The 24,449-nt window shown below is 62.4% G+C and carries 23 protein-coding genes; 17 read left to right on the plus strand and 6 right to left on the minus strand.

Annotated features, from left to right (window positions below):
• Positions 1–49 precede the first annotated feature (49 nt).
• Genes ABF757_RS06240 through ABF757_RS06270 form a run of 7 tightly spaced genes read left to right on the plus strand, consistent with a single transcriptional unit; the run spans position 50 to position 4,020 of the window.
• Positions 50–364, plus strand: a complete 315-nt coding sequence (locus ABF757_RS06240) for a hypothetical protein (RefSeq protein WP_415481391.1) — start codon at positions 50–52, stop codon at positions 362–364.
• An 18-nt stretch (positions 365–382) separates the two neighbouring features.
• Positions 383–1,138, plus strand: coding sequence for an N-formylglutamate amidohydrolase (locus ABF757_RS06245; protein ID WP_415481392.1), 756 nt, complete (start codon positions 383–385; stop codon positions 1,136–1,138).
• Positions 1,135–2,034: a shikimate dehydrogenase gene (locus ABF757_RS06250; RefSeq protein WP_415481393.1), complete on the plus strand. Its 900-nt coding sequence runs from the start codon at positions 1,135–1,137 to the stop codon at positions 2,032–2,034. Before ABF757_RS06245 ends, ABF757_RS06250 begins: the two co-directional genes overlap by 4 nt.
• A 22-nt stretch (positions 2,035–2,056) precedes the next feature.
• Positions 2,057–2,644, plus strand: coding sequence for a dephospho-CoA kinase (coaE, locus tag ABF757_RS06255; protein WP_415481395.1), 588 nt, complete (start codon positions 2,057–2,059; stop codon positions 2,642–2,644).
• A complete protein-coding gene (dnaQ, locus tag ABF757_RS06260) occupies positions 2,641–3,315 on the plus strand; it encodes a DNA polymerase III subunit epsilon (protein ID WP_415481397.1) in 675 nt (224 codons plus the stop codon). Before coaE ends, dnaQ begins: the two co-directional genes overlap by 4 nt.
• 26 nt (positions 3,316–3,341) lie before the next feature.
• Complete coding sequence (locus ABF757_RS06265) at positions 3,342–3,533, plus strand: hypothetical protein (protein ID WP_025861621.1); 192 nt, start codon at positions 3,342–3,344, stop codon at positions 3,531–3,533.
• Between the two features lie 4 nt (positions 3,534–3,537).
• A complete protein-coding gene (locus ABF757_RS06270; RefSeq protein WP_025861619.1) occupies positions 3,538–4,020 on the plus strand; it encodes a hypothetical protein in 483 nt (160 codons plus the stop codon).
• Between the two features lie 26 nt (positions 4,021–4,046).
• Here ABF757_RS06270 and ABF757_RS06275 read toward each other — a convergent pair whose 3' ends face one another.
• The 5 genes from ABF757_RS06275 to purM all read right to left on the minus strand — a co-directional run bounded on the left by ABF757_RS06275 (position 4,047) and on the right by purM (position 9,860).
• Positions 4,047–5,888 carry a heparinase II/III family protein gene (locus tag ABF757_RS06275; RefSeq protein ID WP_415481398.1) on the minus strand — a complete coding sequence of 614 codons (1,842 nt, stop codon included), beginning with the start codon at positions 5,886–5,888 and terminating at the stop codon, positions 4,047–4,049.
• A gap of 127 nt (positions 5,889–6,015) precedes the next feature.
• Positions 6,016–6,678 (minus strand): ribulose-phosphate 3-epimerase, encoded by a 663-nt coding sequence (gene rpe / locus ABF757_RS06280; protein WP_025861616.1) that lies wholly within the window; start codon positions 6,676–6,678, stop codon positions 6,016–6,018.
• 48 nt (positions 6,679–6,726) lie between these two features.
• On the minus strand, positions 6,727–8,049 hold the full coding sequence (locus ABF757_RS06285; RefSeq protein WP_415481399.1) for an RsmB/NOP family class I SAM-dependent RNA methyltransferase: 1,323 nt from the start codon (positions 8,047–8,049) through the stop codon (positions 6,727–6,729).
• 108 nt (positions 8,050–8,157) lie between these two features.
• Positions 8,158–8,781, minus strand: coding sequence for a phosphoribosylglycinamide formyltransferase (gene purN, locus ABF757_RS06290; RefSeq protein ID WP_025861781.1), 624 nt, complete (start codon positions 8,779–8,781; stop codon positions 8,158–8,160).
• Positions 8,778–9,860, minus strand: a complete 1,083-nt coding sequence (gene purM, locus ABF757_RS06295) for a phosphoribosylformylglycinamidine cyclo-ligase (protein WP_415481400.1) — start codon at positions 9,858–9,860, stop codon at positions 8,778–8,780. Before purM ends, purN begins: the two co-directional genes overlap by 4 nt.
• 109 nt (positions 9,861–9,969) lie before the next feature.
• Here purM and ABF757_RS06300 point away from each other — a divergent pair, with 109 nt between their 5' ends.
• The 8 genes from ABF757_RS06300 (at position 9,970) to ABF757_RS06335 (ending at position 21,018) form a co-directional block, all read left to right on the plus strand.
• The gene (locus ABF757_RS06300) at positions 9,970–10,746 is read left to right on the plus strand and encodes a P-loop NTPase family protein (protein ID WP_025861783.1); all 777 of its coding nucleotides are present in this window, start codon (positions 9,970–9,972) and stop codon (positions 10,744–10,746) included.
• A gap of 193 nt (positions 10,747–10,939) precedes the next feature.
• On the plus strand, positions 10,940–13,303 hold the full coding sequence (locus tag ABF757_RS06305) for an RNA degradosome polyphosphate kinase (protein WP_415481401.1): 2,364 nt from the start codon (positions 10,940–10,942) through the stop codon (positions 13,301–13,303).
• Between the two features lie 93 nt (positions 13,304–13,396).
• A complete protein-coding gene (locus tag ABF757_RS06310; RefSeq protein WP_415481402.1) occupies positions 13,397–14,875 on the plus strand; it encodes a Ppx/GppA phosphatase family protein in 1,479 nt (492 codons plus the stop codon).
• Positions 14,876–15,069: 194 nt separating this feature from the next.
• Positions 15,070–17,385, plus strand: coding sequence for an adenylate/guanylate cyclase domain-containing protein (locus tag ABF757_RS06315; RefSeq protein ID WP_415481404.1), 2,316 nt, complete (start codon positions 15,070–15,072; stop codon positions 17,383–17,385).
• Positions 17,382–18,293: an MlaE family ABC transporter permease gene (locus ABF757_RS06320; RefSeq protein WP_415481405.1), complete on the plus strand. Its 912-nt coding sequence runs from the start codon at positions 17,382–17,384 to the stop codon at positions 18,291–18,293. Before ABF757_RS06315 ends, ABF757_RS06320 begins: the two co-directional genes overlap by 4 nt.
• 3 nt (positions 18,294–18,296) lie before the next feature.
• Positions 18,297–18,998 (plus strand): ABC transporter ATP-binding protein, encoded by a 702-nt coding sequence (locus ABF757_RS06325; RefSeq protein ID WP_025861137.1) that lies wholly within the window; start codon positions 18,297–18,299, stop codon positions 18,996–18,998.
• The gene (locus ABF757_RS06330) at positions 18,998–19,948 is read left to right on the plus strand and encodes an MlaD family protein (RefSeq protein ID WP_415481407.1); all 951 of its coding nucleotides are present in this window, start codon (positions 18,998–19,000) and stop codon (positions 19,946–19,948) included. Before ABF757_RS06325 ends, ABF757_RS06330 begins: the two co-directional genes overlap by 1 nt.
• On the plus strand, positions 19,945–21,018 hold the full coding sequence (locus tag ABF757_RS06335) for a tetratricopeptide repeat protein (protein ID WP_415481408.1): 1,074 nt from the start codon (positions 19,945–19,947) through the stop codon (positions 21,016–21,018). Before ABF757_RS06330 ends, ABF757_RS06335 begins: the two co-directional genes overlap by 4 nt.
• Positions 21,019–21,044: 26 nt before the next feature.
• Here the strand turns inward: ABF757_RS06335 and ABF757_RS06340 are convergent, their stop codons facing one another.
• Positions 21,045–23,228: an FUSC family protein gene (locus ABF757_RS06340; protein ID WP_025861138.1), complete on the minus strand. Its 2,184-nt coding sequence runs from the start codon at positions 23,226–23,228 to the stop codon at positions 21,045–21,047.
• Between the two features lie 253 nt (positions 23,229–23,481).
• Here ABF757_RS06340 and ABF757_RS06345 point away from each other — a divergent pair, with 253 nt between their 5' ends.
• Both ABF757_RS06345 and ABF757_RS06350 read left to right on the plus strand, forming a co-directional pair.
• Entirely contained in the window at positions 23,482–23,850 is a 369-nt protein-coding gene (locus ABF757_RS06345; RefSeq protein WP_025861141.1) for a YidB family protein, read from the plus strand.
• Between the two features lie 29 nt (positions 23,851–23,879).
• Positions 23,880–24,410, plus strand: coding sequence for a hypothetical protein (locus ABF757_RS06350; protein WP_415481409.1), 531 nt, complete (start codon positions 23,880–23,882; stop codon positions 24,408–24,410).
• The last annotated feature ends 39 nt before the right edge of the window (positions 24,411–24,449 follow it).

The raw sequence follows: 24,449 nt of genomic DNA on the forward strand, positions 1-24,449 counted from the left end.
TTTCTCTGCTTAAACGGTAGCGTGTCAAACCGAATGGAGTTCTGCAACCATGACAGCCGGCGCAACCCTTCAGACCCTTGGTGTTATCGACCCCGGCGCGAATGTGCTGCTTGAGGTCATTCGTGCGGCCAGCCCTATCGAGGCGGTGCGTCGTATGGAAGAAAAAATGCGTGGCCCGGATTATGTCGCGGCCCGTCAGTATGAAGAAGGGAGCGAGGATTCGCTTGATGGGGCGGATCAGGCCTACTTGGTTTACGCGCTCGATGGCAGCGGGCTCGATGCCGAAGGACTGGGCGGCGAGGATGCAGGCACCGTGCGGGCAACGGCCCCTCTGGCCGCGATTGTTGTTGTTACGCAGCGCTAAAACGGGGTGAACCTAAGGGTGGAAAGTTTCAGCGTTTACGGGCGGGACACGGGTGGTCCATTTCTGCTGGTCAGCGACCATGCGGGGCAGGCCATCCCTGACACGCTGGGTGATCTGGGCGTGTCGGCCACCGAGCGTGCACGCCATATCGGGTGGGATATCGGCATTGATGGCGTAGGGCGCGGGCTGGCTGAGGCGCTGCCCGCGCTGCTGATCGAGCAGGTGTTCTCCCGGCTGGTGATCGACTGCAACCGCGCGCCGGGGCACCCCACCTCCATCGTGCGTGAGAGCGACGGCACGGCGGTGCCGGGTAACCAGAGCCTGTGCGAAAAGCAAAGTGGCTGGCGCGAGCAGGCCATTCTGCACCCCTATCACGCGCGCATACGTGCCGAACTTGATGCCCGCAAGGCGCGTGGGCAGGCAACCTGCCTGATCGCGCTGCACAGCTTTACTCCGGTTATGCGTGGCTATGCCCGGCCATGGCATGCGGGCATCCTGCATAATCGGGATTCCCGGCTGGCGCATATCATGCTCGACCTGCTGCGGGGCGAAGGCCTGTGCGTGGGCGACAATGAACCCTATGCCCTGACGGATACCTCCGATTACACCGTGCCCGAACATGCCGAACGGCGTGGCTTGCCATATATCGAAATCGAAATCCGGCAGGACCTGATTACCGCGCCAGAAGGGCAGGCGGAATGGGCCGCGCGTCTGGCGCGGCTGTTGCCCGCCGCATGGCAGACTTTTGGCGAACGCTATGGAGATGCCGCATGACCACCGCCACCGACCCGCAGGCTTTGCCCGCACAGCGCATTACCGGCAAGGCGCGTCTTGCCGGGGTGCTGGGCTGGCCGGTCGGGCATTCACGCTCACCGCTTTTGCATAATTACTGGCTACGCCGGTACGGGGTGGATGGGGCATACGTGCCGCTGCCTGTTCACCCGGAAGGGTTCGAGGCCGCGGTGCGGGGACTTCAGGCCGCTGGTTTCCGGGGGGCGAATGTTACCATCCCGCATAAGGAAGCCGCTTTCCGGCTGGCCGATGTGCTGGACGACTCCGCTCGTGCAACTGGCTCGGTCAATACGCTGGTTTTTCAGGATGATGGCACCATCCGGGGCCTGTCCACCGATGGCGATGGCTTTGTAGCCAGCCTGCGTGCCGCCTGGGTGGAACTGCCTTATGCCTCTGGTGCTCTTGACACGCAGCGGGTTCTACTGCTGGGGGCCGGTGGGGCCGCGCGCTCCGTTGCGGTTTCGCTGGCGGCGGCGGGCATGCAGGTGTGTATTACCAACCGCACCCGTGCGCGGGCCGATGAACTGGCGGCCAGCCTGCCGGGCGCATCTGTCTGCCCATGGGATGAGTGGGAAGCCACGTTGGGTGACTACGCGGTGCTGGTCAACACCACATCGCTGGGGATGGAAGGCGGGCCGGAGCCGGGGTTCTGCCCCGTGCTGGATCAGGCTTCCGCTAAGCTGGTGGTGGCCGATATCGTCTATGTTCCGCAGGTAACGCCCCTGCTGGCTGAAGCCCAGCAGCGCGGGCTGCGTACGGTAGGAGGGCTGGGCATGCTGCTGCATCAGGCCCGCCTCGGGTTCCATGCGTGGTTTGGAGTTGAACCACAGGTGGATGCCCATACAGAAGCCTATGTACTGGCGGGTTTCTCCGGCTGAACGGAGGGCTTTTGTGGCGTGTATGAAAGTTCTTGGGCTGACCGGCGGCATGGGTATGGGCAAAAGCACGGTTGCCACCCTGCTGCGAAAGGCGGGGCTGCCGGTGTTCGATGCCGATGCCGAGGTGCGCCGCCAGCAATCGGTGCCGGGGCCGGTGCTCGATGGTATACAGGCCATGGTGCCCGGTGCGGTTTGTTCTGGCGTGCTGGATCGCGGAGTTTTGCGGCAGGCGGTCATGGAACAGCCAGACCTCCTACCTCGGCTGGAGGCGCTTATTCACCCGCATGTGCGCCGGGCGCGGGCGCGTTTTCTGGCGTTCTGGCGCGCTCGTGGCGCGCGTTGGGTTGTGCTGGATATTCCGCTACTGTTTGAAACCGGCATGCAGCGCCAGTGTGATCATGTGTTGGTGGTATCCGCCCCACGTTGGGTGCAGGCGCGCAGGGTGGCGGCGCGGCGCGGCATGACACAGGCGGAAGCGCGTGCCCTTATGGCGCGGCAGACGCCCGATGCCCTGCGGGTGCGCGGTGCGGATACGGTGCTGCGCACGGGCCGCTCCATGAAGGAAACCCGGCGTCAGGTGCGCCGCTTTGTCAGGATGTTGCGCGTATGAAGCGTTCAGTGCTGTTCGATACGGAAACCACCGGGCTGGACCCGGCCACGGGCGACCGCGTGATAGAAATTGCGGCACTGGAACTGGTGGGCGATCTGCCCACAGGTCGCGCCTTCCACGTGCTGCTCGACCCCCAGCGCGATGTGCCGGAGGAAGCCTCGCGCGTGCATGGTTTTACGATTGATGACCTGCGCGGCAAGCCCCTGTTTGCCGACAAGGCGGCGGAGTTTCTCGAGTTTATTGGTGAGGACCCGCTGATAGCCCATAACGCACGGTTTGACTTTGGCTTTCTCAATGCCGAGCTGAAGCGCGCGGGGCGTCAGCCGCTGGACATGGCGCGCATGGTGGATACGCTGGACATGGCGCGGGCGCGTTTTCCCGGCATGCCCAACAGCCTTGATGCGCTGTGCCGCCGCTTTGGTGTCGATCTGTCAGCCCGAACAACCCATAACGCCCTGCTGGACTGCAAGCTGCTGGCGGAAGTTTATGTGGAGCTTATGGGGGGGCGGCAGCACGGCCTTGGCCTTATGGCCAACGGCACGGAAGCCCCGGCCGTGCAGTATGAGGCACCGGTGGAGCGGCGGAGTATCCGTATCTGCCCCACACCGGCGGAATTGGAAAAACATGCGGCGTTTGTTGAAAAACTGAAAGAACCTGTCTGGAATAGCTGAGGTGCGGTTTTTCGCGCCAGTGCGTTATGACCGGACGGCCCGTGCTGGAAAAAGGCTTTGCAGGGCATGGTGGCTATGCCATGCTTGACCGGCGAGCGAATGAAAATACAAGATTGTTCCGTTATTTGTACGAACTGGCTGCTCCTGTAAGGGAGGGTGTGCATGGTGCGGGCGACAAGGCCGAGATTGTAAGATCCGGCGCAGGACAGGGGGCTTAATCTGATGCGTTCAGCATATTGGCGTTCCGTTGTGGCCGTGGCCCTGTGCAGTGCGAGCATCGCACCCGCCATGGCGGAGCAGGTACTGGGGCCGGTTTCGGGTGAGGTGAAATTCATCTCCCATTCGGCCGATCTCGGGGTGGGCTATACATGGGGCAAAGGCGTGCTGACCTATGCTGGCAAACAGTATCCGTTTGAAGTGAGCGGGGCTTCGGCGGCGGCTATCGGTTTTTCCTCGGGCGACAGCATAGGCAAGGTCTACAACCTTCAGCGGGTTGAGGATTTCGAGGGCACGTACTGGGCTCTTTCGGGTGAGGCCACCATCGGGCAGGGCGTTTCAGGCTCCCTGATGGAAAATAACGATGGCGTTCGTATCCGTCTGGAAGAAAACCGCACGGGCGGACGGCTGGCGGCTTCTCCCTCGCGGTTGAGCATCCGCTTTATCAAGCCGAACAAAACAGCCCAAACGCCCAAAACCCCTTCCTGATCGGCTGGGGTTTTACCCCCGCCTTTTCAGGCCTCTATCAGCGTCAGGCCCCAATGAATGGTGCGCTGCGTTGTGGACGCGGCGGGTGCTGCGGGGGCATGCGCTAGTTTCGGGCGCTGCGGAATTTCTGTTGAAGGCGCATCCGGCTCAGGGGCCTGTTCCGGCGGCGTTGTTGCGATTTCCGCACTGTTGATGTCCACGCTTTCCGTGCCGGGCAAGGTGTCGTTGGCTTCGTCTTCTGCATTCTGCCGGGTGGAAAGGTCTTGCGCGTTTTCGTCCTCGGTGGTGGTGCTCTCGGTTGGGGAGAGTGTCTCCTCTGCGGGAGTAGGCGCGGTTTCGGTGCGGGCGGTCAGCACAATCTGGCGCGAGGGCTCAACTGTGCCCCGGCCCAGATAAACACTGTCTTCCACCGTTATTTCGGCATCGGACTGGAACAGCCAGGTTTCTTCCGCCGTGTTCAGGCGCAGGCCTTCAGGGGTTTCTTCCAGCGTGACGGAAGGATGGAGGTGAAAGCGGATCAGGCTCGGGGTTGGCTTTTCACAGGGGCCGAAATGTTCCTCGCCCCGCAGGGTGTGGCCTTCGCGGCCCAGATAGAGCTTGCGGCTGTAAACCCCGCCACCCTGACGGGCATAGCCATCATGTGACATGTCCAGCCAGTGTGCCCCTTCATGTGTCGCATGCGCACGGCTAACCTGAGGGATATGGCTGAGCGTACCATCGGCCTCGACAGTCAGTGGTTGCAGGCCGGGCGCTTCCAGAACGGAATGGGCGGCCGGGTAGCGTAGTGCCTGTGTCCAGCCCTTGCGGGTGCTGGAGCCACAATTGACGATCAGCCTCTGCTTGCCCGATGAAAATTCGAAAGACAGCATGCCTGCATGTGCCATTTCGGAATGGGCGACCGGGGCCGCACTATCGGCCAGTAGCATGGCACGCCCGCTGGTCATGCGGGTAAAGCCACTATCATACAGGCTGGCAGCGACTACACGGGTGCGGCAGGCCCGGTTGAGCACGAGTTCAAGAAACGCGCTATCGCGTTCAAGGCTACCGTTGAACAGCGCCAGACGGCCATCGCCATGGCGCATGGCGCGCAGTACGGGGGCCGCGCGGTTGGCTGCATCGAGCAAGGTTGTGGGCTGGGGGTGGCGGGCTGTCTGGAAAATGGCGAGCATTTCCGCCAGTTCCCGCACGCTCTGGAACTGGTCTTCCGGGCTGCGGCTGACATGGCTACCATCGGGGTGGAACTGCTCGGCCAGCACGCCATCGAGCAGGCGCAGGAAGCGTTCAAGAAACTCCGGGTAGTCCGGCATGACTACGCCCACGGCCAGCAGGCCCTTGAGGGCGGAGAGTGCGCGCCAGCCCGAGATCGCCTCGGGCATCAGGGCAGCAATGGAGCGCGCCTCCATAATCAGTGCCGTCATCAGGTTCTGGCGGAACCTGTCATCCGCGCTGGCGGCAAAAAATTCATAACAGCCCAGCCACGAGGCCAGCCGCATGCCGGTTACGGCAGGGTCTGACAGGGTGCGCTCCATCGGGGGAATGCGCATCCAGTGCGAAACCAGCGTGCGCGCACGGATACGGGCGGATTCAGCCCCTAGTTCGCGCAGGTCTCGTAGCCAGGTAAAACCTTGCAGCCAGCGGCAATAGGCTTCGGGCCAGTCTGGCGCGTCCCACTGGCCGGGTTGGAGCTGGCGGGCTACGCCGTCATGACTGGTCTGGTTACGAACAAGCCGTTCACCCGCAAGGGCATCGCCGGGCCACAGGTCGCGCAGCATAAGGGCCGGGGCATCCGGCACGCGGGCAAAGCCGCCACGGGGGTTGCGCAGCGCGTAGGAGAGGCGTGTTCCTTGTGTCCATCGGCGCAGCGACATGGGCGGATCAGCACTCCTGAGGGCTGGCGGCGGGGTGCGGCCCGACCGGGCGAGCCATGTGTTCGGGTCTGCTCAAAGATTACAATGCAGTAAGCCGCTTTGGCTAGTCTGGATTATGACTGGAATTTTATACACCTCTGAGAGCCGAGATAGCGGCGGCATAATCAGGCCTGCCGTAAACGGCGCTGCCCGCGATTAGCACATCGGCCCCTGCCTGTATGGCCAGCGGTGCAGTGGTGGGGTCTATGCCGCCATCGACAGCCAGATGAATGGCGCGCCCGCTTTGCGTGATCATGTCGCGCAACTGCGTGATCTTGGGCAACTGGCTGGCCAGAAATTTCTGGCCGCCAAAACCGGGATTGACGGTCATGACCAGAATGACATCCACCAGATCCATCACCTCGGCAATGGCGCTGGCCGGGGTGGCAGGGCACAGGACGATACCGGGTTTGGCGCCAAGGTCTCGTATGCGCTGGAGCGAGCGGTGCGTGTGTGGCCCGGCCTCGATATGGATCAGGATCTGATCGGCCCCGGCCTGAGCAAAGGCTTCCAGATACGGGTCAACCGGTGCGATCATCAGATGCACATCGAACGGGATGTCCGTGCAGGGGCGCAGGGCCTTCACGACTGCCGGGCCAAAGGAAATATTGGGCACGAAATGCCCATCCATGACATCAAGGTGCAGCCAGTCGGCCCCGGCGGCGGCTATGGCGCGTGTTTCCTCGCCCAGTCGGGTAAAATCCGCAGCCAGCAGGCTGGGGGCGATCAGGGTGCGGGGCGCAGGTGTCATGGTCTGTTTGTTCCGTAATCCCACAGGGTGATGTGTGGCCATGTGGCGTTATGCCGGGCGGATGAAACGGGCCGCAAAGAAGCCGTCCATACCACCCAGATCAGGCCAGAATCCCGGATGCGTGCGCAGCCAGCCTTCGGGGGTCAGGGCTTCGGGGAGCATGGACAGCTCATCGGGGGTGAAGGGGGTCGGTACCAGCCCCATGGCCTGTGCCGCGCGGGCGCGGGCAGGGCCTTCTTCTTCCTGCAAGGAGCATACGGCATAAATCAGGCGGCCACCGGGGCGCAGCATGTCGCGCGCGGCGGCCAGAAGGCGATCCTGTGCAGCGGTCAGGGCTGTCAGGTCACGCGGGCGCTTGACCCAGAGCACATCGGGGTGGCGGCGCGCCGTGCCGGTGGCCGAGCAGGGGGCATCAAGCAGGATGGCGTCCAGCGGGGCATCGGGCTGCCATGTGCAGGCATCGGCCTGCACGGTGTTCACGGACAGGCCTAGTCGCTCCAGATTTTCCTGTAGCCGGGCCATGCGTGCGGGGTTGTTTTCAATAGCCGTGACCTGCGCGCCTGTTACGGCAAGCTGGGCGGTTTTGCCGCCGGGGGCCGCACACAGGTCAGCCACTTTTTCACCTTCGTGCACTGCCAGCAGGCGGGCGGGCAGGGTGGCGGCGGCATCCTGCACCCAAAAGGCCCCCTGCTCGTATCCGGCCAGATCCACCACGCGCGTACCGGCAGGGTAGCGCCATGAACCATTGGGCAGCAGCAGGCCGCCTTCAGGGGCTGCGGCACCGGGGCGCAGCGTGATGTCCAGCGATGCTTCGGTGCTGATCCCTGCCGCTATAGTGCGGGGCACACCGGCACCAAGGCCAGACCATGAACTCCACAGCCATGCGGGAATATCGAGCCGGGGTTGATCCAGCCCGTCCAGAACGCTGGCACCGCTTCCCGCGATCTTGCGCAGCACGGCATTGGCCAGTCCGGCAAAGGGGGCCAGCCCGCGCCTGCGGAGCAGGTCTACCGTGGTGCCTACGGCGGCATGGGGTGGTGTTTCAAGGAACAGGAGCTGTGCGGCCCCCAACATCAGGGCTGCGCGCACGGGTTCGGGCGGTTCCTTGCGCAGGAAAGGTTCCAGCACGGCGCGCAGCGTGCCCATATGGCGCAGGGTTGCCGCCGCCAGACGGTGTGCCGCCGCGCGGTCACGCGGTTCGGCCTCATGGGTCTGTGCCGAGCGTGCCAGACTGGTTTCCAGCATGCGGCGATGTTCCACCACGCCACACAGGATATCGAAGGCGATATCGCGCGTGGGGTCCGCTGCCGGGGCAGGCATGGGGCGTTTGCTGCGTGGGCGGGCGCGGGCAGGGCGAGGGGAGGATGTCATGAAAATTCAAACCGTGGCTGTAAGCGGGGCGCGCCCGAACACAAGCGCGCGGTAGAACGGAGGGCGGAGCAAGGCAGGCCCACCGGGTTGGGGTGGGGCTGGTGGTGGTCAGCCCACGACAAGGGCGTGCGCGCCGTTGGGTGCGGGTCTGGCACCCGTCAGGAAATGACGCAGCACACGCGGGTAAAGGGCGTGTTCCTGCTCCAGTACGCGCGCGGCCAGTGTATCGGCGGTGTCATCATCCAGCACGGGCACGGCGGCCTGACCCAGCACGGGGCCTTCGTCCATGCCTTCGGTTACGATATGAACCGTGCAGCCATGGATGCGCATACCGGCCTCCAAGGCGCGTTCATGGGTATGCAGCCCTGCAAAGGACGGCAGCAGGCTGGGGTGGATATTGAGCATGCGCCCCGCCCAGCAGGTGGTCAGGTAGGGGGTGAGCAGGCGCATGTAGCCCGCCAGGCACACGGTCTCGGCCCCGGCTTCAAGCAGGGCGGCGTGCACGGCACGTTCATGGGCCTCGCGGTCACGCCCGAAGGGGCGATGATCGACTGCTTTGGTCGGCAGGCCCGCCTCCCGCGCCATGTCCAGCCCCGGTGCATCGGGGTTGTTGCTCAGCACAAGGCAGATACGGGCGGGAAAATCCGGGTTCTGGGCCGCGCGGATCAGCGCCGTGGCATTGCTGCCCCGGCCGCTGAGCAGAATGGCGACAGAGGATTTGGGCGTGGTCATGCCGCGCGGAAATCCGGGCTGGCCTGCATGATCAGGTCCGGCTTGGCCGAAGCTTCGGCTGCCTGTGCCACATGGCCGATCACGCTCGGGGTTTCACCCATTTCACGCAGGATTTCGAGCACCTTGTCCGGCTCGGGGGTGATCAGCACCATGCCCACGCCACAGTTGAACACGCGCAGCATTTCATCGGACTGCACATTGCCGGTGCGGGCCAGCCAGCGGAACACGGGCGGAATCGGCCACTCCTGATCAATCACCGCGTTCAGCCCGTCAGGCAGGACGCGGGGCAGGTTGCCGGGCAGACCACCGCCGGTAATATGCGCCGCTCCATGCAGCAGGCCCGCGCGGTGGAGTGCCAGAACCTGTTTGACATACAGGCGCGTGGGTTCAAGGAACGCCTCGCCCAGTGTCTGACCGGGAGCAAAGGCGGCGGGGTCGGTCCATGCCAGATGTGCGTCTGTCACGATCCGGCGCACCAGCGAGAAACCGTTGGAATGCACACCGGAGGAGGAAAGGGCGATCAGCGTATCGCCCGCGGCAATACCTGCGGGCAGCAGGGCGCTGCGTTCGGCCGCACCGACGGAAAAACCGGCCAGATCATAATGCCCATCGGCGTACATGCCGGGCATTTCGGCGGTTTCGCCCCCGACCAGTGCACAGCCCGAAAGTGCGCAGCCCTGCGCAATGCCCTTGACCACCTTGGCAGCACTGGTGACGGACAGCCGCCCCGTGGCGAAGTAATCAAGGAAGAAGAGCGGCTCGGCCCCCTGAACGATCAGGTCGTTCACGCACATGGCAACAAGGTCGATCCCGACGGTTTCATGCAGGTCGTTATCGATGGCCACGGTCAGCTTGGTGCCAACACCATCTGTGCACGAAACCAGCACCGGGTCCTGAAAGCCTGCGGCCTTGAGGTCGAACAGAGCACCAAAACCGCCCAGTCCGCCCATGGTGCCGGGTCGGTCCGTGGCCTTGGCTGCCGGGCGGATGGCGTCAACAAGCGCTTCGCCTGCTTCGATGTCCACGCCGGAATCACGGTAGGTAAGTCCGGAGGAAGGGGGGCGAGGAGAAGACGTCATGACGGATACGCTCTTGGTCTGAATGAATATGGGGTCGATGTTGGAACCGTGGTGAGTTAGGATTCCCGCGAACAGTCTTTACGGCAGGAGAAGCGGCGCGCAAAGCGGCATGACACGGATTGATGAAACAAACAGGGCCTTTTCCGCCCCGAATGATGCGGAATTGGGTGTGGCGGACACGTCTGGCGGGCAGATTGCCCTGCCTTTTGCCCACCGCCCCCGATTCGGACGAACTGATTTCGTGGCCGCTCCCTCCAACGCCGCCGCAAGGGCATGGGTGCTGGATACGGAGGCCGTTACCCGTTGGCCGGAGGGCCGCATGGCCCTGTGGGGGGCTGGCGGCACGGGCAAGACGCACCTGCTGTCGGTCTGGGCCGGGCGTTATGGCGCGCCGGTGATCGATGGAGCTCGGCTGAACGAAAGTGCCGTGGTCGATCTGTTTCATGATGGTGGGTTCCGCGCTGTGGCGCTGGATAATGCCGATGCCACCACCCGTGAGCAGGACCTGCTGCATCTTGTCAATCTGGCGCGTGAGCGGCGCATGTCGCTGCTGATGGTTGCCCGTCAGCCGCCCTCGCGCTGGCCTGTGGCATTGCCTGACCTGCTCAGCCGCCTGCGCGCTACGGCCTCCGTGCCCATGGGCGAGGCGGAGGAAGACCTGCTGCACCGCCTGCTTCTGCGGCTTGTGGCCGAGCGCCAGCTTGTCATGGGCCCACAGGTGACAGACTGGCTGCTGCGCCGCCTGCCCAGACGAGCCAGTGCCGTGCGGGATTATGTGGCGCTGCTTGATCAGGCTGTCATGGTGTCGGGCGGGCGGATTACCCGCACGCTGGCCGCAGCCGCTCTGGAAAAGCTGCTGAACGGGGAGGATGAGGGCGGCGAGTAAGCCGTAAGTCTGACGCGCATCAGTTGATTGCAGTTTCATGACATTACAGCTTTATGCCGATCTGGTGAACTTCCCCGCTTCGCCGCGATTGCGTTATGCTCGACGGTGAGAGTGAGCATGCAGGCAGGTTTCCGTAGGCGTTGAGCGCCCACGGAACGTGCTCATGCGACAGGAGGAAGGGAGAAGAGCTTAAATGACGACGCAGGACGAAAAGCCGCAACGGAGCGTCAAGGCCGCGCCTTCCACCACCACGCCTCGGAGCCGTGGGGCGGCCCGGAGCACGGCAGCGCGTGCTACAGGAACCCGGCGGAGCACTGCCGCCAAGGCCGGTGGGGAGGGCGAAAAAACACCCCGCGTGCCCGCGACCCGCAGCCGCAAGACGGCTGAACGGCATATTACCTTGGATTCGCCCGAGCGCTTCATCAACCGCGAACTGTCCTGGTTGGATTTTAACCAGCGCGTGGTGGACGAGGCCGATAACGCCCGCAACCCGCTGCTAGAGCGGCTGCGTTTTCTATCCATCAGCGCCAGTAACCTCGATGAGTTCTATTCTGTCCGCATTGCCGGGCTGGTGGGGCAAGTGCGCGAAGGGCTGACAGCCCTTTCGCCCGATGGGCGCACACCTGCCCAGCAGCTTGAGGCGGTGCGTGAGCGCACGGCGCGGCTGTTGCGCGAACAGCAGAGAATATGGACAGAACTGCGCCAGCTTCTGGCCGGAGCCGGGGTTACTCTGTGCGAGACGGCTGACCTGAACGAGGCAGACCGTGAATGGCTGGAAAAAACCTTCACCGACCGCATTTTCCCGGTTCTGACACCGCTGGCGGTTGACCCCGCGCACCCTCTGCCTTTCATCCCCAATATGGGGCTGGCGCTGGGCCTGCGCCTGCTTTACGCGCAAACAGGGCTGTTCGCCATGAATGCCCTTATTCTGCTGCCCGCCCAGATCGAGCGTTTTATCCGCTTGCCGGTTTCCACCCTGCAGGCACCGGGCGAGGCACCGGCCATCCGGTTTATCAGGCTTGAAGACCTGATTACCCTGTTCATCGACCGGCTGTTCGCCGGGCTGAGCGTGGGTGAGAGCGGCGTGCTGCGGGTTGTGCGCGATACGGATGTGGAGTTCGAGGACGAGGCCGAGGATCTGGTGCGGTCTTACGAAACCGCACTCAAGCAGCGGCGGCGCGGGGTGGTGATCCATCTCGACATGGAAAAGCGCATGCCCGCCGAACTGGCGGCTTCCATCGCCTCCGACCTTGACCTGCCGCCAGAGGAAATAGCCGTACATTCGGGCATGATCGGTGTTGTCGATCTGCGGCAGATGATTGTGGATGACAGGCCGGACCTGCTGTTCGCACCCTATACGCCGCGTTTTCCCGAGCGGATTATCGATTTCAATGGCGACTGCTTTGCCGCTATCCGCGCCAAGGACCTGCTGGTGCACCACCCGTTCGAAAGTTTCGATGTGGTGGTGCAGTTCCTGCGGCAAGCGGCACTCGATCCCAACGTGATCGCTATCAAGCAGACACTCTACCGGACCTCGCGGGATTCCCCCATCGTCAAGGCGCTGATCGAGGCGGCGGAGGCGGGCAAGTCCGTAACCGCCATGGTGGAGTTGCGTGCCCGTTTTGATGAGGAGGCGAATATCCGCCTTGCCCGTGCGCTGGAAGCAGCGGGGGTGCAGGTGGTGTTCGGTTTTGCCGAACTCAAGACCCACGCCAAGCTCAGTCTGGTGGTGCGGCGCGAAGGAGCGCAGGTGCGGTCTTACGCGCATTTTGGCACGGGTAATTACCACCCCATTACCGCGCGTATTTATACCGATCTGTCCTTTTTCACCTGCAACCCGGCCTTTGCGCGGGATTCCGCCCGGCTGTTCAACTACGTGACCGGCTACGCCATGCCCGCCCAGATGGAAGAGCTGGCGTTTGCCCCCATGACCATCCGCAAGACGCTGATGCAGTTGATCGAGGATGAAATCGAGCATGTCCGTGCGGGCAGGCCCGGTACCATCTGGCTGAAAATGAACGCGCTGGTGGACCCCGAACTGATCGATTGCCTGTATCGCGCCTCTCAGGCGGGGGTGCGCATTGTGGGGGTGATACGGGGTATCTGCTGCCTGCGGCCCGGCGTGCCGGGGCTTTCAGAGACAATCCGTATCAAATCCGTGGTGGGGCGTTTTCTGGAACATGCGCGGGTGTTCGTGTTCGGCAATGGCTACCGCCTGCCGTCGCGTCAGGCGCGTGTCTATATTTCCTCCGCAGACTGGATGACCCGCAACATGGACTGGCGGGTAGAAAGCATGGTGCCCATTACCAATTCCACCGTGCACGCGCAGGTGCTTGACCAGATCATGATGGCCAATATCCGCGATAACCTTCAGTCGTGGATACTGGAGCAGAACGGTGTATGGCGGCGTCTGACACCGGGTAACCGACCATTTTCTGCTCATGACTGGTTCATGACGCATCCTTCGCTATCCGGGCGGGGGTCGGCGGCGCATGAACGGCCATTGCACCCGCCTGCGGGCCTGCCACCGGGGCAGGAACTGCTGATTGATGTCTGATCTGGTGCGGTGCCGGGGCACGGCTCCCGTGTGGTGGGGGCTTGCCGCACGGGGTGTTTTTCTGTCATGCCGCTTCGGGTGAGGGGAGACTTTATGCAGCGTCGCTCAGCGGTTGTGGACCTTGGGTCCAATTCGGTCCGGCTTGTCGTGTTTGAAGGGGCATCGCGTAACCCGATGCCAATTTTCAACGAAAAAGCCGTGTTGCGCCTCGGTCGGGGTCTGACGGAAACAGGGCGGCTGAATGACGATGGCGTGGCCATGGCGCAGGGTGTCGTCAGCCGGTTTTACGCCATTGCCCGCGCCATGCAGGCCGACCCGTTTGAAATTCTGGCCACAGCCGCCGTGCGTGATGCGGCTAACGGCCCGGCTTTTGTGGACATGCTGCGCAGCAGCATGCCGGGCGTGTCCATCAGGATTTTGTCGGGTGAGGAAGAGGCGGATCACTCCGCTATCGGGGTCATGTGCGGCATTCCCGGTGCGTCCGGGTTGGTGGCAGACGTGGGGGGCGGTTCGCTTGAGCTGATCAACCTTGCGGCAGATGGTCGCCACCATGCCACAACCCTGCCGTTGGGCATGATCCGTCTGGCAGACAGGGCGGGGGGAGACCTCGAAAAAGCCCGCATGCTGGCAGATGCCGATATTGATGGCGTCAAATGGCTGTCCGGCATGCAGGGGGGAACGCTCTACCTTGTGGGCGGGGCCTTCCGGGCTCTGGCGCGGCTGCATATCGCGCGCACGCAATATCCGCTCAATATTGTGCATTACTATACGCTGGACACGCAGGAAGCGCGTGAGATGACCGGCTGGCTACAAAACAGTTCGCGCCGCAGCCTTGAGCGCCTGCCCGGCGCCCCGCGTAAACGGCTGGATGATATTCCTTTCGCCGCAACGGTTCTGCGGCGGCTCATGCGTAAAGTCATGCCTGAAAAGGTGGTGTTCTGCGTCGATGGCCTGCGTGAAGGCTGGTACATGCTCAACGTTGCCTCGGAACAGCTTGAGCAGGACCCGATGGATATCGTGGCGCGCACGATGTGCGAGCGTTTCGGGCGTAGCAACACGCTGCCTGCCGTACTGCTGAACTGGACACAGGGCGTATTGCCGCAGGAAAGCGAAACAGCCTGCCGCCTGCGGCATATCGCCTGTTACTTGTCCGATATTGGTAGCCATGATCACCCGGAATACCGGGCAGAGCAGACATACTGGCGGGTTCTGCGCGTGCAGGGAGCGGGGTTTGACCATCAGGCACGGGCATGGTTGGCACTGGCGCTGGCTATGCGGTACGCGGCGGATGTGAACATGCCCTGTCTTGCTACCTCGCGGCAGCTTTTGTCTGACGGGCAGTGGAAAGAGGCCATGGCTCTTGGGCTTGCGCTGCGTCTGGCCTATTCGCTCTCAGGCGGGGCGGAATCCCTGCTCGAAGGCACATCGCTCGCCTGGCAGGATGGCGAACTGGTGCTTACGCTCACCTCGGCACGGGTGGCGGTCAAGGGCGAAAGTGTCCGCCGCGGGCTTGAGCGCCTCGGGCAGGCGCTGGGTGCTCCCACACGCTTTGCGCTAGACCTCGCCCACTGAAAATACGGAGCGGGCGTGCCGGGCAGGCACGCTCCCTACTGTATCTGGGGGTGGACAACCCCAGCCCGGGCGGGCACATTACAAGAACGATACCGCGTCTGGTGCCCTAACCGGTGCCGCCCGCGGGCCGCGCCCCCTGTGACATTCAGGCGGGTTAGCGCGTGTCACCGGCAACAGGCAGTGGAAACCGTTGCGTGTCTTCTGAAGAAATCATTGACCCGACCGCCCAGAACGAAGCCAGCATGCGTAAGGCGCTGCTGCATCTGGCGCTGCCGTTTGCCCTGACCATTCTGGCTGTGGGCGCTATTGCCTGGGTTGGCCTGAGTTCGTACCGCACCACGCGTGAAGGCGTTGTCCGCCTGACACAGGAACTGGTCGAGGCGGTGCAGAGCTATATCGTGCAGGAGGTGGCGGATTACATTATGCCCGCCGCCGCAGGCAACCTGATTGCCAGTGGCATGATAGAACACGCGCCCGTGCAGGTGCAGGATAAGGTGTTCTATTCCTACGCGGGCACCATGCTGCGCAAAATTCCGCAGTTGCAGTCTTTCTATCTGGGGGGGGAGGATGGCAGCATGCGGCTGGTTACGCGCTCATCCGACCCGGACCTGCTGGACCATGAAGTGCTGATCGTCAAAAACGGCCATCAGTATTTCCATCACGAGCTGTATAACCAGCAAGGCCAACAGGTCTCTCAATATGATGAAGATGCAGGAACCTATAACCTGCATACAAGGCCATGGTTTACCAGCACCAAAGGGAGCAGCGACATAAAATGGACGCAGCCCTATCTGTTCGCTTCCAGCAAGCAGTTTGTCATGACCAGTTCCCTGCGTTTCAAGGGAGCGGATGGTAATGAGCTGGTATTTGCAACCAATATTTCGCTTAACGAACTAAGCAGCTATCTGGACCATATTAAAATCGGCCAGACCGGCAGCGCCATGATTGTGGATTCACAGGGCCGGATCATGGCGGGGCGCAATCTCGACCAGAAAGCCCGTGCCGCGAACTGGAACCCCGATAACATGCGCATAGACCCCAAGGATGAACCCGTGTTCGCCCTTGGTTACGATCATTACCGCGTGCGGGGCTTTGGCGTACACAGCGTCACATGGAACGGGCGGCGCTATATCGTCATGGCATCGGAACTGCCGCGTTATTCGCAGGGGTGGGTGCTGCTGATTGCCGTGCCGGAAAAGGATATGGCGAGCTTTGCCCACCAGAGCAGCCGCCAGAGCCTTCAGTTCGCGGGGATTATCATCGTCTTTTCCACATTGCTGGGTGGGCTGTTCATCCGTCAGGTGCGCCGGACAGATCGGGGCACGCGGGCTTTGCAGCGCCACAACCAGCAGGTGGAACAAGAAAGTGCTGCAGCCCGTCAGGTCGCTGTATCACCCGGCCTGTTCGACCCCACGATCGAACCGCTGGTCCTGACCGAACAGCTTGCCGTGGTCACCGATAGCCGCCGGGCCAGCCTGTGGCGCTTCCTGCATGATGGCGCGGCCCTAGTGTGCGAGGATTCCTACGACCACCAGCAGGATACCCATACCGGCGGGTTTGAAATGGGCCGGGCCGAACTGGGCAGCTTTTTCAGCGCGATTGATGAAGGTACGAGCTTTACCGTTGTCAACGCCGCAGCCGATGAGCGCACAAACCGGTTCGAGCGTCTGGTCATGCGTGAAATCGGCACCTCCATGCTCGGGGTGTTTCCCGTGCATGGCCCGCGCGGCATAGAAGGCATGGTGGCGCTGGAAAACCCGAGACTGCTCGGGCAGCAGCAGTATTTTGTGGATATCATGGCCGCTATTGCGGGCATGCGTTTCGCGGCTACGCGCAGTAGTGAAAAAGACCCGACCCAGCAGAAAAACCCGCTTGTGGCGCAGCCCCGCAAGGTGCTGCCGCCTTTGCTGACCGATAACATGCTCATGCATGCGGCAGGCATGGAGGGGCTGAGTGGAGCCAATGTTTATAGTGCCGTAGCGGTGCTGATCATTTCCTTCACCGACCCTGAAGTGGAAGGCGCTCAGGAAACCGAGGCCCTGATTTCACTGATCGACCAGCTTGCTACCCATGTGCAGAGCATAGCGCTGGAGCAGCAGTTGTTTGCGGTGGAAGTCGCGGGGCACCGTATGATCTGCATGGCAGGATGTGGCGCGGAAGAAGACCCGACAGCCCTAACCAGGCTGGCCGATGCGGCGCTGAAAATGCGCGAGACCTTCATGGGGGCTCTGGCTGCGGTGGATCTGGAGCCTGTCTTTACCATGGGTATGGATTACGGCCCGGCCTTTGGCGGGCTGGTGGGGCAGGAGCCACAGGTGTTCAACCTGTGGGGGCAGACCGTCTCACTGGCCGAGCTGATGTCCGAAGGCGCGTCAGACCCCGGTGTCATTCAGGTGACGGAACGCGTTTACGCTGCCCTGCGTGACCGCTACCTGTTCCGTAGCCGTGGCACTTTCTTCACCCCGCATCTGGGCCTTGGCCGGGCCTATACGCTGGCAGCTAGCCGATGACGGAACAACCGGACACAACACCGGGCGGGCTTCCCTCCCCCGAGGAAATGCAGGACCCCAATGACCCCATTCTGGCCGGCCGGCCGGGGGTTTCGCACCGGCGGTTTGACTCGCTGCTGGGCTGGAGCCGCAACCGGCTGGGGTGGCTGGGCTGGCTGACACGGCGGCAGGCGCGGTTTCTGCTGATTATGCTCGGGGCTTCCTGGGGTGTGATCTACGAAAGCCTGCGGGCACATTCGTGGCGGCGCACGGTGCGCTACGAATTTATCAGCACCATGAACGACATTATCCGTGGCGGGTTTGTCGCAACCCTGTTTGCCGGTGTGCTGACCGGGGTAGCGGCCGTGTCGCAGGTTATCTACTGGCTGGGTCTGACGGGGCTGGCCACCATGACAGGCTCGATCCTGATCAATGTGGTGGTGCGCGAAATCGCCCCCATTCTGGTGGGTATGCTGCTGTTGGGCCGCAACGGCATGCTGTCCACCACGGAGTTGGGTTTGCTCACCATCGGGGGAGAGGTGCGCTCCATGCAGGCTGTGGGGGTCGATCCCTTTCTGCTACTGGTCATGCCGCGCACGCTGGCTTTTACCGTGGCGGGCTTTACGCTGGGTATCCTGTTCTCCTTCGCGTCTCTGGTGACAGGCTATGTCATGAGCCGCCTGACAGGGGTTATCAGCAGCCCGGTCTGGACTTTTTTCGATAGTGTCGTCACGGCCATGTCGGGGCTGGATTACATCATCATCCCGCTCAAGTTCATTACGGTTGGTTTTGTCGTGGGGCTTGGGGGCTGCCTGACCGGGCTGACCGCAACCCGGCATGACACCCTGCGCTCCCTGCTGCCGCGCGGCTTTTCACGCGGAATGCTGATCGTGATGGTGGTCAGCGTGCTGTTCAGTCTGGATCTGTAGAGCATGGATACCTATACCGCAGGCCCGTTGCTGGAACTGAACAAGGCCGTGCCGTCTTTTGAGGAAAGCGGCCTGCCCCCCCGCCCGATGAGCCTGCGGCTGATGGCGGGCGACTGCTGCGTGGTGGAAGAGCGCGACCCCCAGCGCGCCACAATGTTTGCAGATCTGTGCAGCGGGCTGGTACCACTGGATGCCGGGCAGGTCAGCTTCATGGGGCTGGACTGGACAGAAATGAAAGACCGCCAGCTCAATGCCCTGCGCGGGCGGATAGGGCGCATGAGCAGGCGGCCAAGCTGGCCCGGTTTCGTACCCATGCACCTTGCGATCATGTTACAGCAGTTACATCATACAACCCGCACGCAGGATGACCTGCTGGCAGAGGCCGCGCGTCTGGCCGCGTCCTTTGGCCTGCCGGGCCTGCCGACACAGGCACCGGACAGAATGTCCGAGGCCGATCTGTGCCGGGCAGCCTGTGTGCGGGCTTTTCTGGGCCGGCCCCACCTGCTTTTGCTGGAAGACCCGCTTGAAGGGGGGCCGCAGGAACTGGCCAACCCGTTTCTTGAGGCTCTGACAGAAGCCCGTGACCGGGGGGCCGGTATTATATGGCTCGTGCGCAATGCTGCCGTATGGCAGCGTTATCGCTCGGGTGTCACCGCGACCTGGCGGCTTGCCGATGACGGTCTCGCAGCAGTACGGATGGGATAATGTTCCAGCTCCGCCTTAAACAGAAAGTCAAACCTCTTGTTTCCATCCGCTATGCGGATGAATGGGTGGGCTTTCTTGTGCTTCTCAGTCTTGTCATTTTCGCGGGCTCCGTGATCGAAGCGGGTGTCCTGCGCGACTGGCTGACCCCGCCCGCCCGCCTGCGGGTGGCGCTGCCTGATTCAGGGGTCGGCGGGCTGACGGTGGGGGGCGATGTGCAGCTTATGGGCGCGCATGCCGGGACAATCCGTTCCATCAAGCTCAATCCTTCGGGCAGCATGTATGCCAATGTTGATCTGGACCCGCAGGTTAAGCCGTTTATCCGGCGCGACAGCACGGCGCTTATCCGCAAACAGTTGATCGTAACTGGTGCGTCCTACCTCGATCTCAGCCGTGGTGCGGGCGAGCCGATGGACTGGAGCTACGCGGTTATCAAGGCCACCCCCGCGCCCAACCCGGCAGACCAGATTACCGCGACATTCGAGAGCATTCAGGGCCAGATTATGCCTGCGCTGGCCAGTGCGCGGCATATGATGGCCGAGCTTGATTCCACCATGACCGACATGCACGCGGGCAAGGGCACGGTTGGACGGCTGATGACCAACGACCAGCTTATCCGTCAGGCGGAGGCCACCATTGCTTCGCTTGATGAGGTCATAACCCGCCTACGGCCGATAGAGCAGCAGATATCGGGTGTGATGAAAAAGACCGACGCCACCATGGCCAATGTGCAGTCGGCCTCGGGCGACCTCAAGGCCGCGACCCCGCATGTCAAGAACATCGCGGGTAATCTGGATGAAAGCATGGCCGATCTGCCAGCCCTGCTCGCGCAGGCGCAGACCACCCTTTACGGGCTGGAAAAGCTGACAGACCAGCTCAGGGGCGCGTGGCTTCTGGGTGGGCATAAGGTGACCCGTCATAATCGTCTGGACCCGGAGCATGTTCAGCCATGAGGAATAACGGTCCCCAATCCGTAGCCAAGGTCGGATGTGTAAAACGGTGGAGCCTGTTGCGCACGGCCCTGCCGCTGGTAGTTCTGCTGCCGCTGGCCGGGTGTGGTGGCGCACAGCCTGAACCGGCGGCGGAGCAGTATGATGTCGCCTTGCAGCAGTTCCTGTCCGCAGGGCGTGATTCCTTCATGCTCGGGCGCTATACGGTAGCGGAAACCCAGTATCGCAAGGCGGCATCACTTGCGTTGCTGCGCGATAGCGCACCGGAAATTGCCGAAAGCGGGTATGATCTGGCGGTGTCCCAGCTCGCGGCGGAGGAACCGGCTCTGGCGCGCGCCACGGCGGACAGGACACGCCGCGCTGTGGCCCTGCGTGGCGGGCATGTCATGCCCTATCTTGATCTGGTGGATGCCGCGGCCTGTTACCGACTGGGCCAGTACGAGCAGGCGCGGGATTTAGCCCTCAGGGCTGCCCAAGGGGCCAGTGCAACATCAGTTCATGGGGCTGCGGGTAGTGCTTCCGCCCTGTTGCTGAACACGCGCGCGGCACTGGTATACGCTCTGGCGGCGGACCAGCAGAATGACACGGCGGCTTTAGCGCGTGTCCCAGCCATGATTGCGATGACAGACCCGCACGCCGCCAAGGCTTTATCGGCCACACAGTCTGTAGCCCTGCGGGCGGATCAGCACGAGATACAGGCTCTTGTGGCCCGGCGGACGAACCCGACAGAAGCATGGAAACAAGCTGAGGAAGCGGCGAACCTGCGCCGTGAGGGCGGGAATTACCATGATATGGCGCGGGCTCTGGCATTGGCGGCCCGCAGTGCCGATGCTGTGGGCCAGAAAGACAAGGCGCAGGCGTTGTGGACGCGCGCAGCCCAGAGTGCGGCTGCACAGGGTGGGGTGGCTAGCCATCTGTCCAGCACGCTGGCGGCCGGTGTGGCGGGGGCAGCAGATTCCATCCGCACCATTACCCCGGACGACGCCAGCGCATGGGCCCGTGCTGCCGGTGGCGTGACACTGCACCCCTTTACCGACGATACGCAGGCTCCCTTACAAACCCCTGACAAGTGATCCCGGTGCCTGAAAGGCAGCGGGGGTCAGACTGCCTTGTAGGGTTTTGAGGCATCCAGAAACACGGCGTTGACTTCCAGTTCGTGTGAAACCACGATCAGGTAGGCAATCGCGCGGGTGAGTTCGATACGCTTGGCGATATTGGGCTCAGTGGTTTCCATGGTGCGCAGGGCAATGGTGGCCTCACGCGCGGCGCGGGCGGTATGGCCGTATAGCCCGGTAAAATTGCTCATCCGCTTCATAACGATTTCAATGGCACGGCGGGCAGCGGGTGGCACCTGATTACGCTTGAGCAGGGCGCGCAGGCGGATGATGTTTAGCCCGATGGTCATGGCCGCCAGTGTGCCCTGTAGGCAGCCTTCAATGGTGGGGGAAGGCGTAGGCCCAGCATGGCGGATCAGACGCGAGAAACGGTCGATATTGCGCCCGATCCACTCGCGGGTTTCGGGTAGAGGTTCGCTTGAGGCCAGTGTGCGGAGGTCGCGCAGGATAGCGCGGCGCATGCGCCAGCGTTCCGCCGCGTTGTTGAAGGGCAGCACCGCGCGGAAGATCAGCACCGCAAAAAACACCCCCAGCAGCACTGCGAGCGTTGAATTGAACCACGCGACCTCGTTCATCCGTCCCTGATTAAGCGGGTGCACGAAGTTGGGCAGCAGTAGCGTGTAGGCGGCCGAGTGCAGGGCTGTGGCCGCGTTACGGGCGGCCAACCCGCCTGCGATCATGGGCAAAGCGAGGCTAGCCACCAGCATTTCGTAATTGGCCTGCGTAGGCAGGACAAAAAAGACCAGAAAGAACGAAACGAAAGCGGCCCATAGACTGCCGACCATGAATTGCGTGGTGGCGACTACCGGGTTTTCACGGGTGGCGAACAGGCCGCAGACAATGGCGACAAACGTAATGAACCCCAGCCCCATGTCCCATGCTGTGCATTCCCAGATCAGCCCGGCACTTGTAATGGCCACGGCGGCCCGCACACCGTTGTAGAGCGCTTCGCGCTTGTCCATGTGGGTGGGCAGGCGGAAATGGAACTGATCGCCTTTTATGAAATGCTGGCTGGCATCATATTCGCGCAGGCCCTGTTCCAGTTCGCCCAGCAGCTCATCCAGCGCATTGTGCAGGATGCGGCCATCAAGCAGGGCGGTAAGCTGGGAGTGGTCGTCCGACGGATCGAAAACGCTGCCGATTTCATGGGTTAGCGCATCCACAATCTGCTGGTGGCACTCGGCGCGTAGCAGTTGCAGATCACGCAGGATCAGGCGGATTGGTTCATCACCATTCAGTCGGGCGGACAGGCCGGACAGGAATTCGCTTACCCGCGCGGAGGTGGCGCGGAAAGCGGGCTGGTCGGTCTGCACATATTGCAGGCGCACAGCCATGCCCAGCCCGCGCGAGAGCAGGACAGACACGGCGGAAAGGGCCGCGCGTGCATGATCCCCCTCGCGCCCGTGGGGGCCCATTTCGATTTCGGAAAACTCGATCTGGTCATTGATCGTGAGAATGGGGCCAAATAGCGTGCGCGAGCGGATCAGGGCTTCCTTGTCGCCCGAAAGCAGGCTGGAAACCGAGGTGGATACGTTGTTGAGCGCCGTACGCAGCTTGTCGCGCATGTTGCGTCGTGCAGTCTGGCCGAGATTATGGGCAAACAGACCGGCCACCGTGCTTTCGCACACAATACCCAGCACGATGTAAGTCGCGCGGGACATGGCGGTCATGAACACGTTTTCAGGGTCGGGGATGGCGCCAAGGGCGATAATACAGGTGGTATAGCCCGCCAGAACCAGCGCATAGGAGCGGAAATTGCGCACCAGCGTCGCCAGTGTACAGCACCCCCCCAGCCATAGCGCCAGAGCAGGAAAGAAAAGCCACGCATGCTGGTTGAAAGCCGAAATCAGGGTGATGGACATCACCACCCCTACGCCGGTGCCCACAAGCCGCCACCGGGCCTTGGAAAGACTTTCCCCGCGTGAGCCCTGCGCCACGATCCACACTGTCATGGGGGCCCATTGCGGGTCATCCAACTCCATCCACAGGGCGATAACGAGAGAGAGTAGGGCAGCGATTGTGCTGCAAACCGCAAACCCGAATGCCGCAGGCGTGGGGGCCAGCAACCATGCAAGCGGCAGCTTGCTCTGGCTGCCGGGGCGACCCAGCGGGCGAAGGGTGCGTAATGAGCCGATCCGGGCGAGCACTAGGGACGAAAGACTGAACACGGCGGCTACTTTGTGTTTTGCGGCGCGGAAAACAAATACAGGGAACTGTACCAGCAAGCCTAGCGCGTCTGTCCGGTTTTTCCTTGTAGGTTCAAACGCATATCAGCTATCGGCGGGCAGGAGAATGTTACGCTTGGCTTCGTAAAAAAAATTTATACGCTCCCTCCAGTCTGCCATACTGCCAGCAAAGGCGCACAGGATGCGCGCCATATGCTCCTCCGCACGATGCGCAGGGTAGGGAAGGGAAGCCGAAATGTCTGATTTCTTTCAGAATATCGTGGGTAAGGTAGGCAGTGCGCTGGGTGTGGATGTGCAGACATTCGTCCAGCAGCAGGTGCAGTCGCTTTTGCAGCCGCAGTCCATTCAGGCGCTGGTTGACCGTGCGGAGCAGGCGGGTCTGGGTGACAAGGTGCGCTCATGGGTCAGCCAGAACAGCAACTTGCCGGTGACACCGGACGAGATTCGTACGATTCTGGGCAGCGATGTCGTGCATGACATGGTACAGAAAACAGGCCTGCCCGCCGATGGCGTGCTGACAGCGCTGGCGCATTGTCTGCCTGCCGCGGTTGATGGCAAAACGCCTGATGGGGTGCTGCCCCCCGCTGCGGACAAGTCGGCCTGAATGGTCGTAAACAGGAGCCGATACACGACATGACACTGGGCGAGCGTATTACCAGCATCGATGCCTGGTTGCTTGATAGGGTTTTTCAGCCGCTGGCAGACCGTCTGCCAGACAGGCTGAGCCCCTTCGATGTGGGTATGAGCCTCCAGCTCGGCTCCATTCTCATGACGGCGGTGGTGATCGCGGGCGTGTTTTTCATGTCCGGTATGACCGCTATTTCAGACATGCTGTATAATGTGCTGGGCTGGGTTCTTTACCTGACCTTCTTTATCGGTACTGCGCGTATGCGGGCGCTGGTCAAGGCGGGGCAGGCTAACCCGTTGCGTTACATGCTGCTGAGCCTGCGGGTGCTGTCCATCGGCTTCATGGTCTTCAAGCTTTATGAAGCCGTGAGTGCGCCTGCGATTTTTTCCATGATTGTGTGGCCAGATGCCTTTGGCGGCGTGGTGTTTGTCATGGGGTTGTATTTCATTTCCTGCCAGCCGCCTTCGCCATGGCGGCGTGCGCGTGAGCAAAGCCACCTGCGGCCTGTTTTCGTGCGGAGCGGTGGCGGCTTCTAAAGCGCGCTCCCGGTCGGGCCAGTGGCCCGACCGGGTTTT

The organism is Acetobacter papayae (assembly GCF_047721125.1).
GTDB lineage: Bacteria > Pseudomonadota > Alphaproteobacteria > Acetobacterales > Acetobacteraceae > Acetobacter > Acetobacter papayae.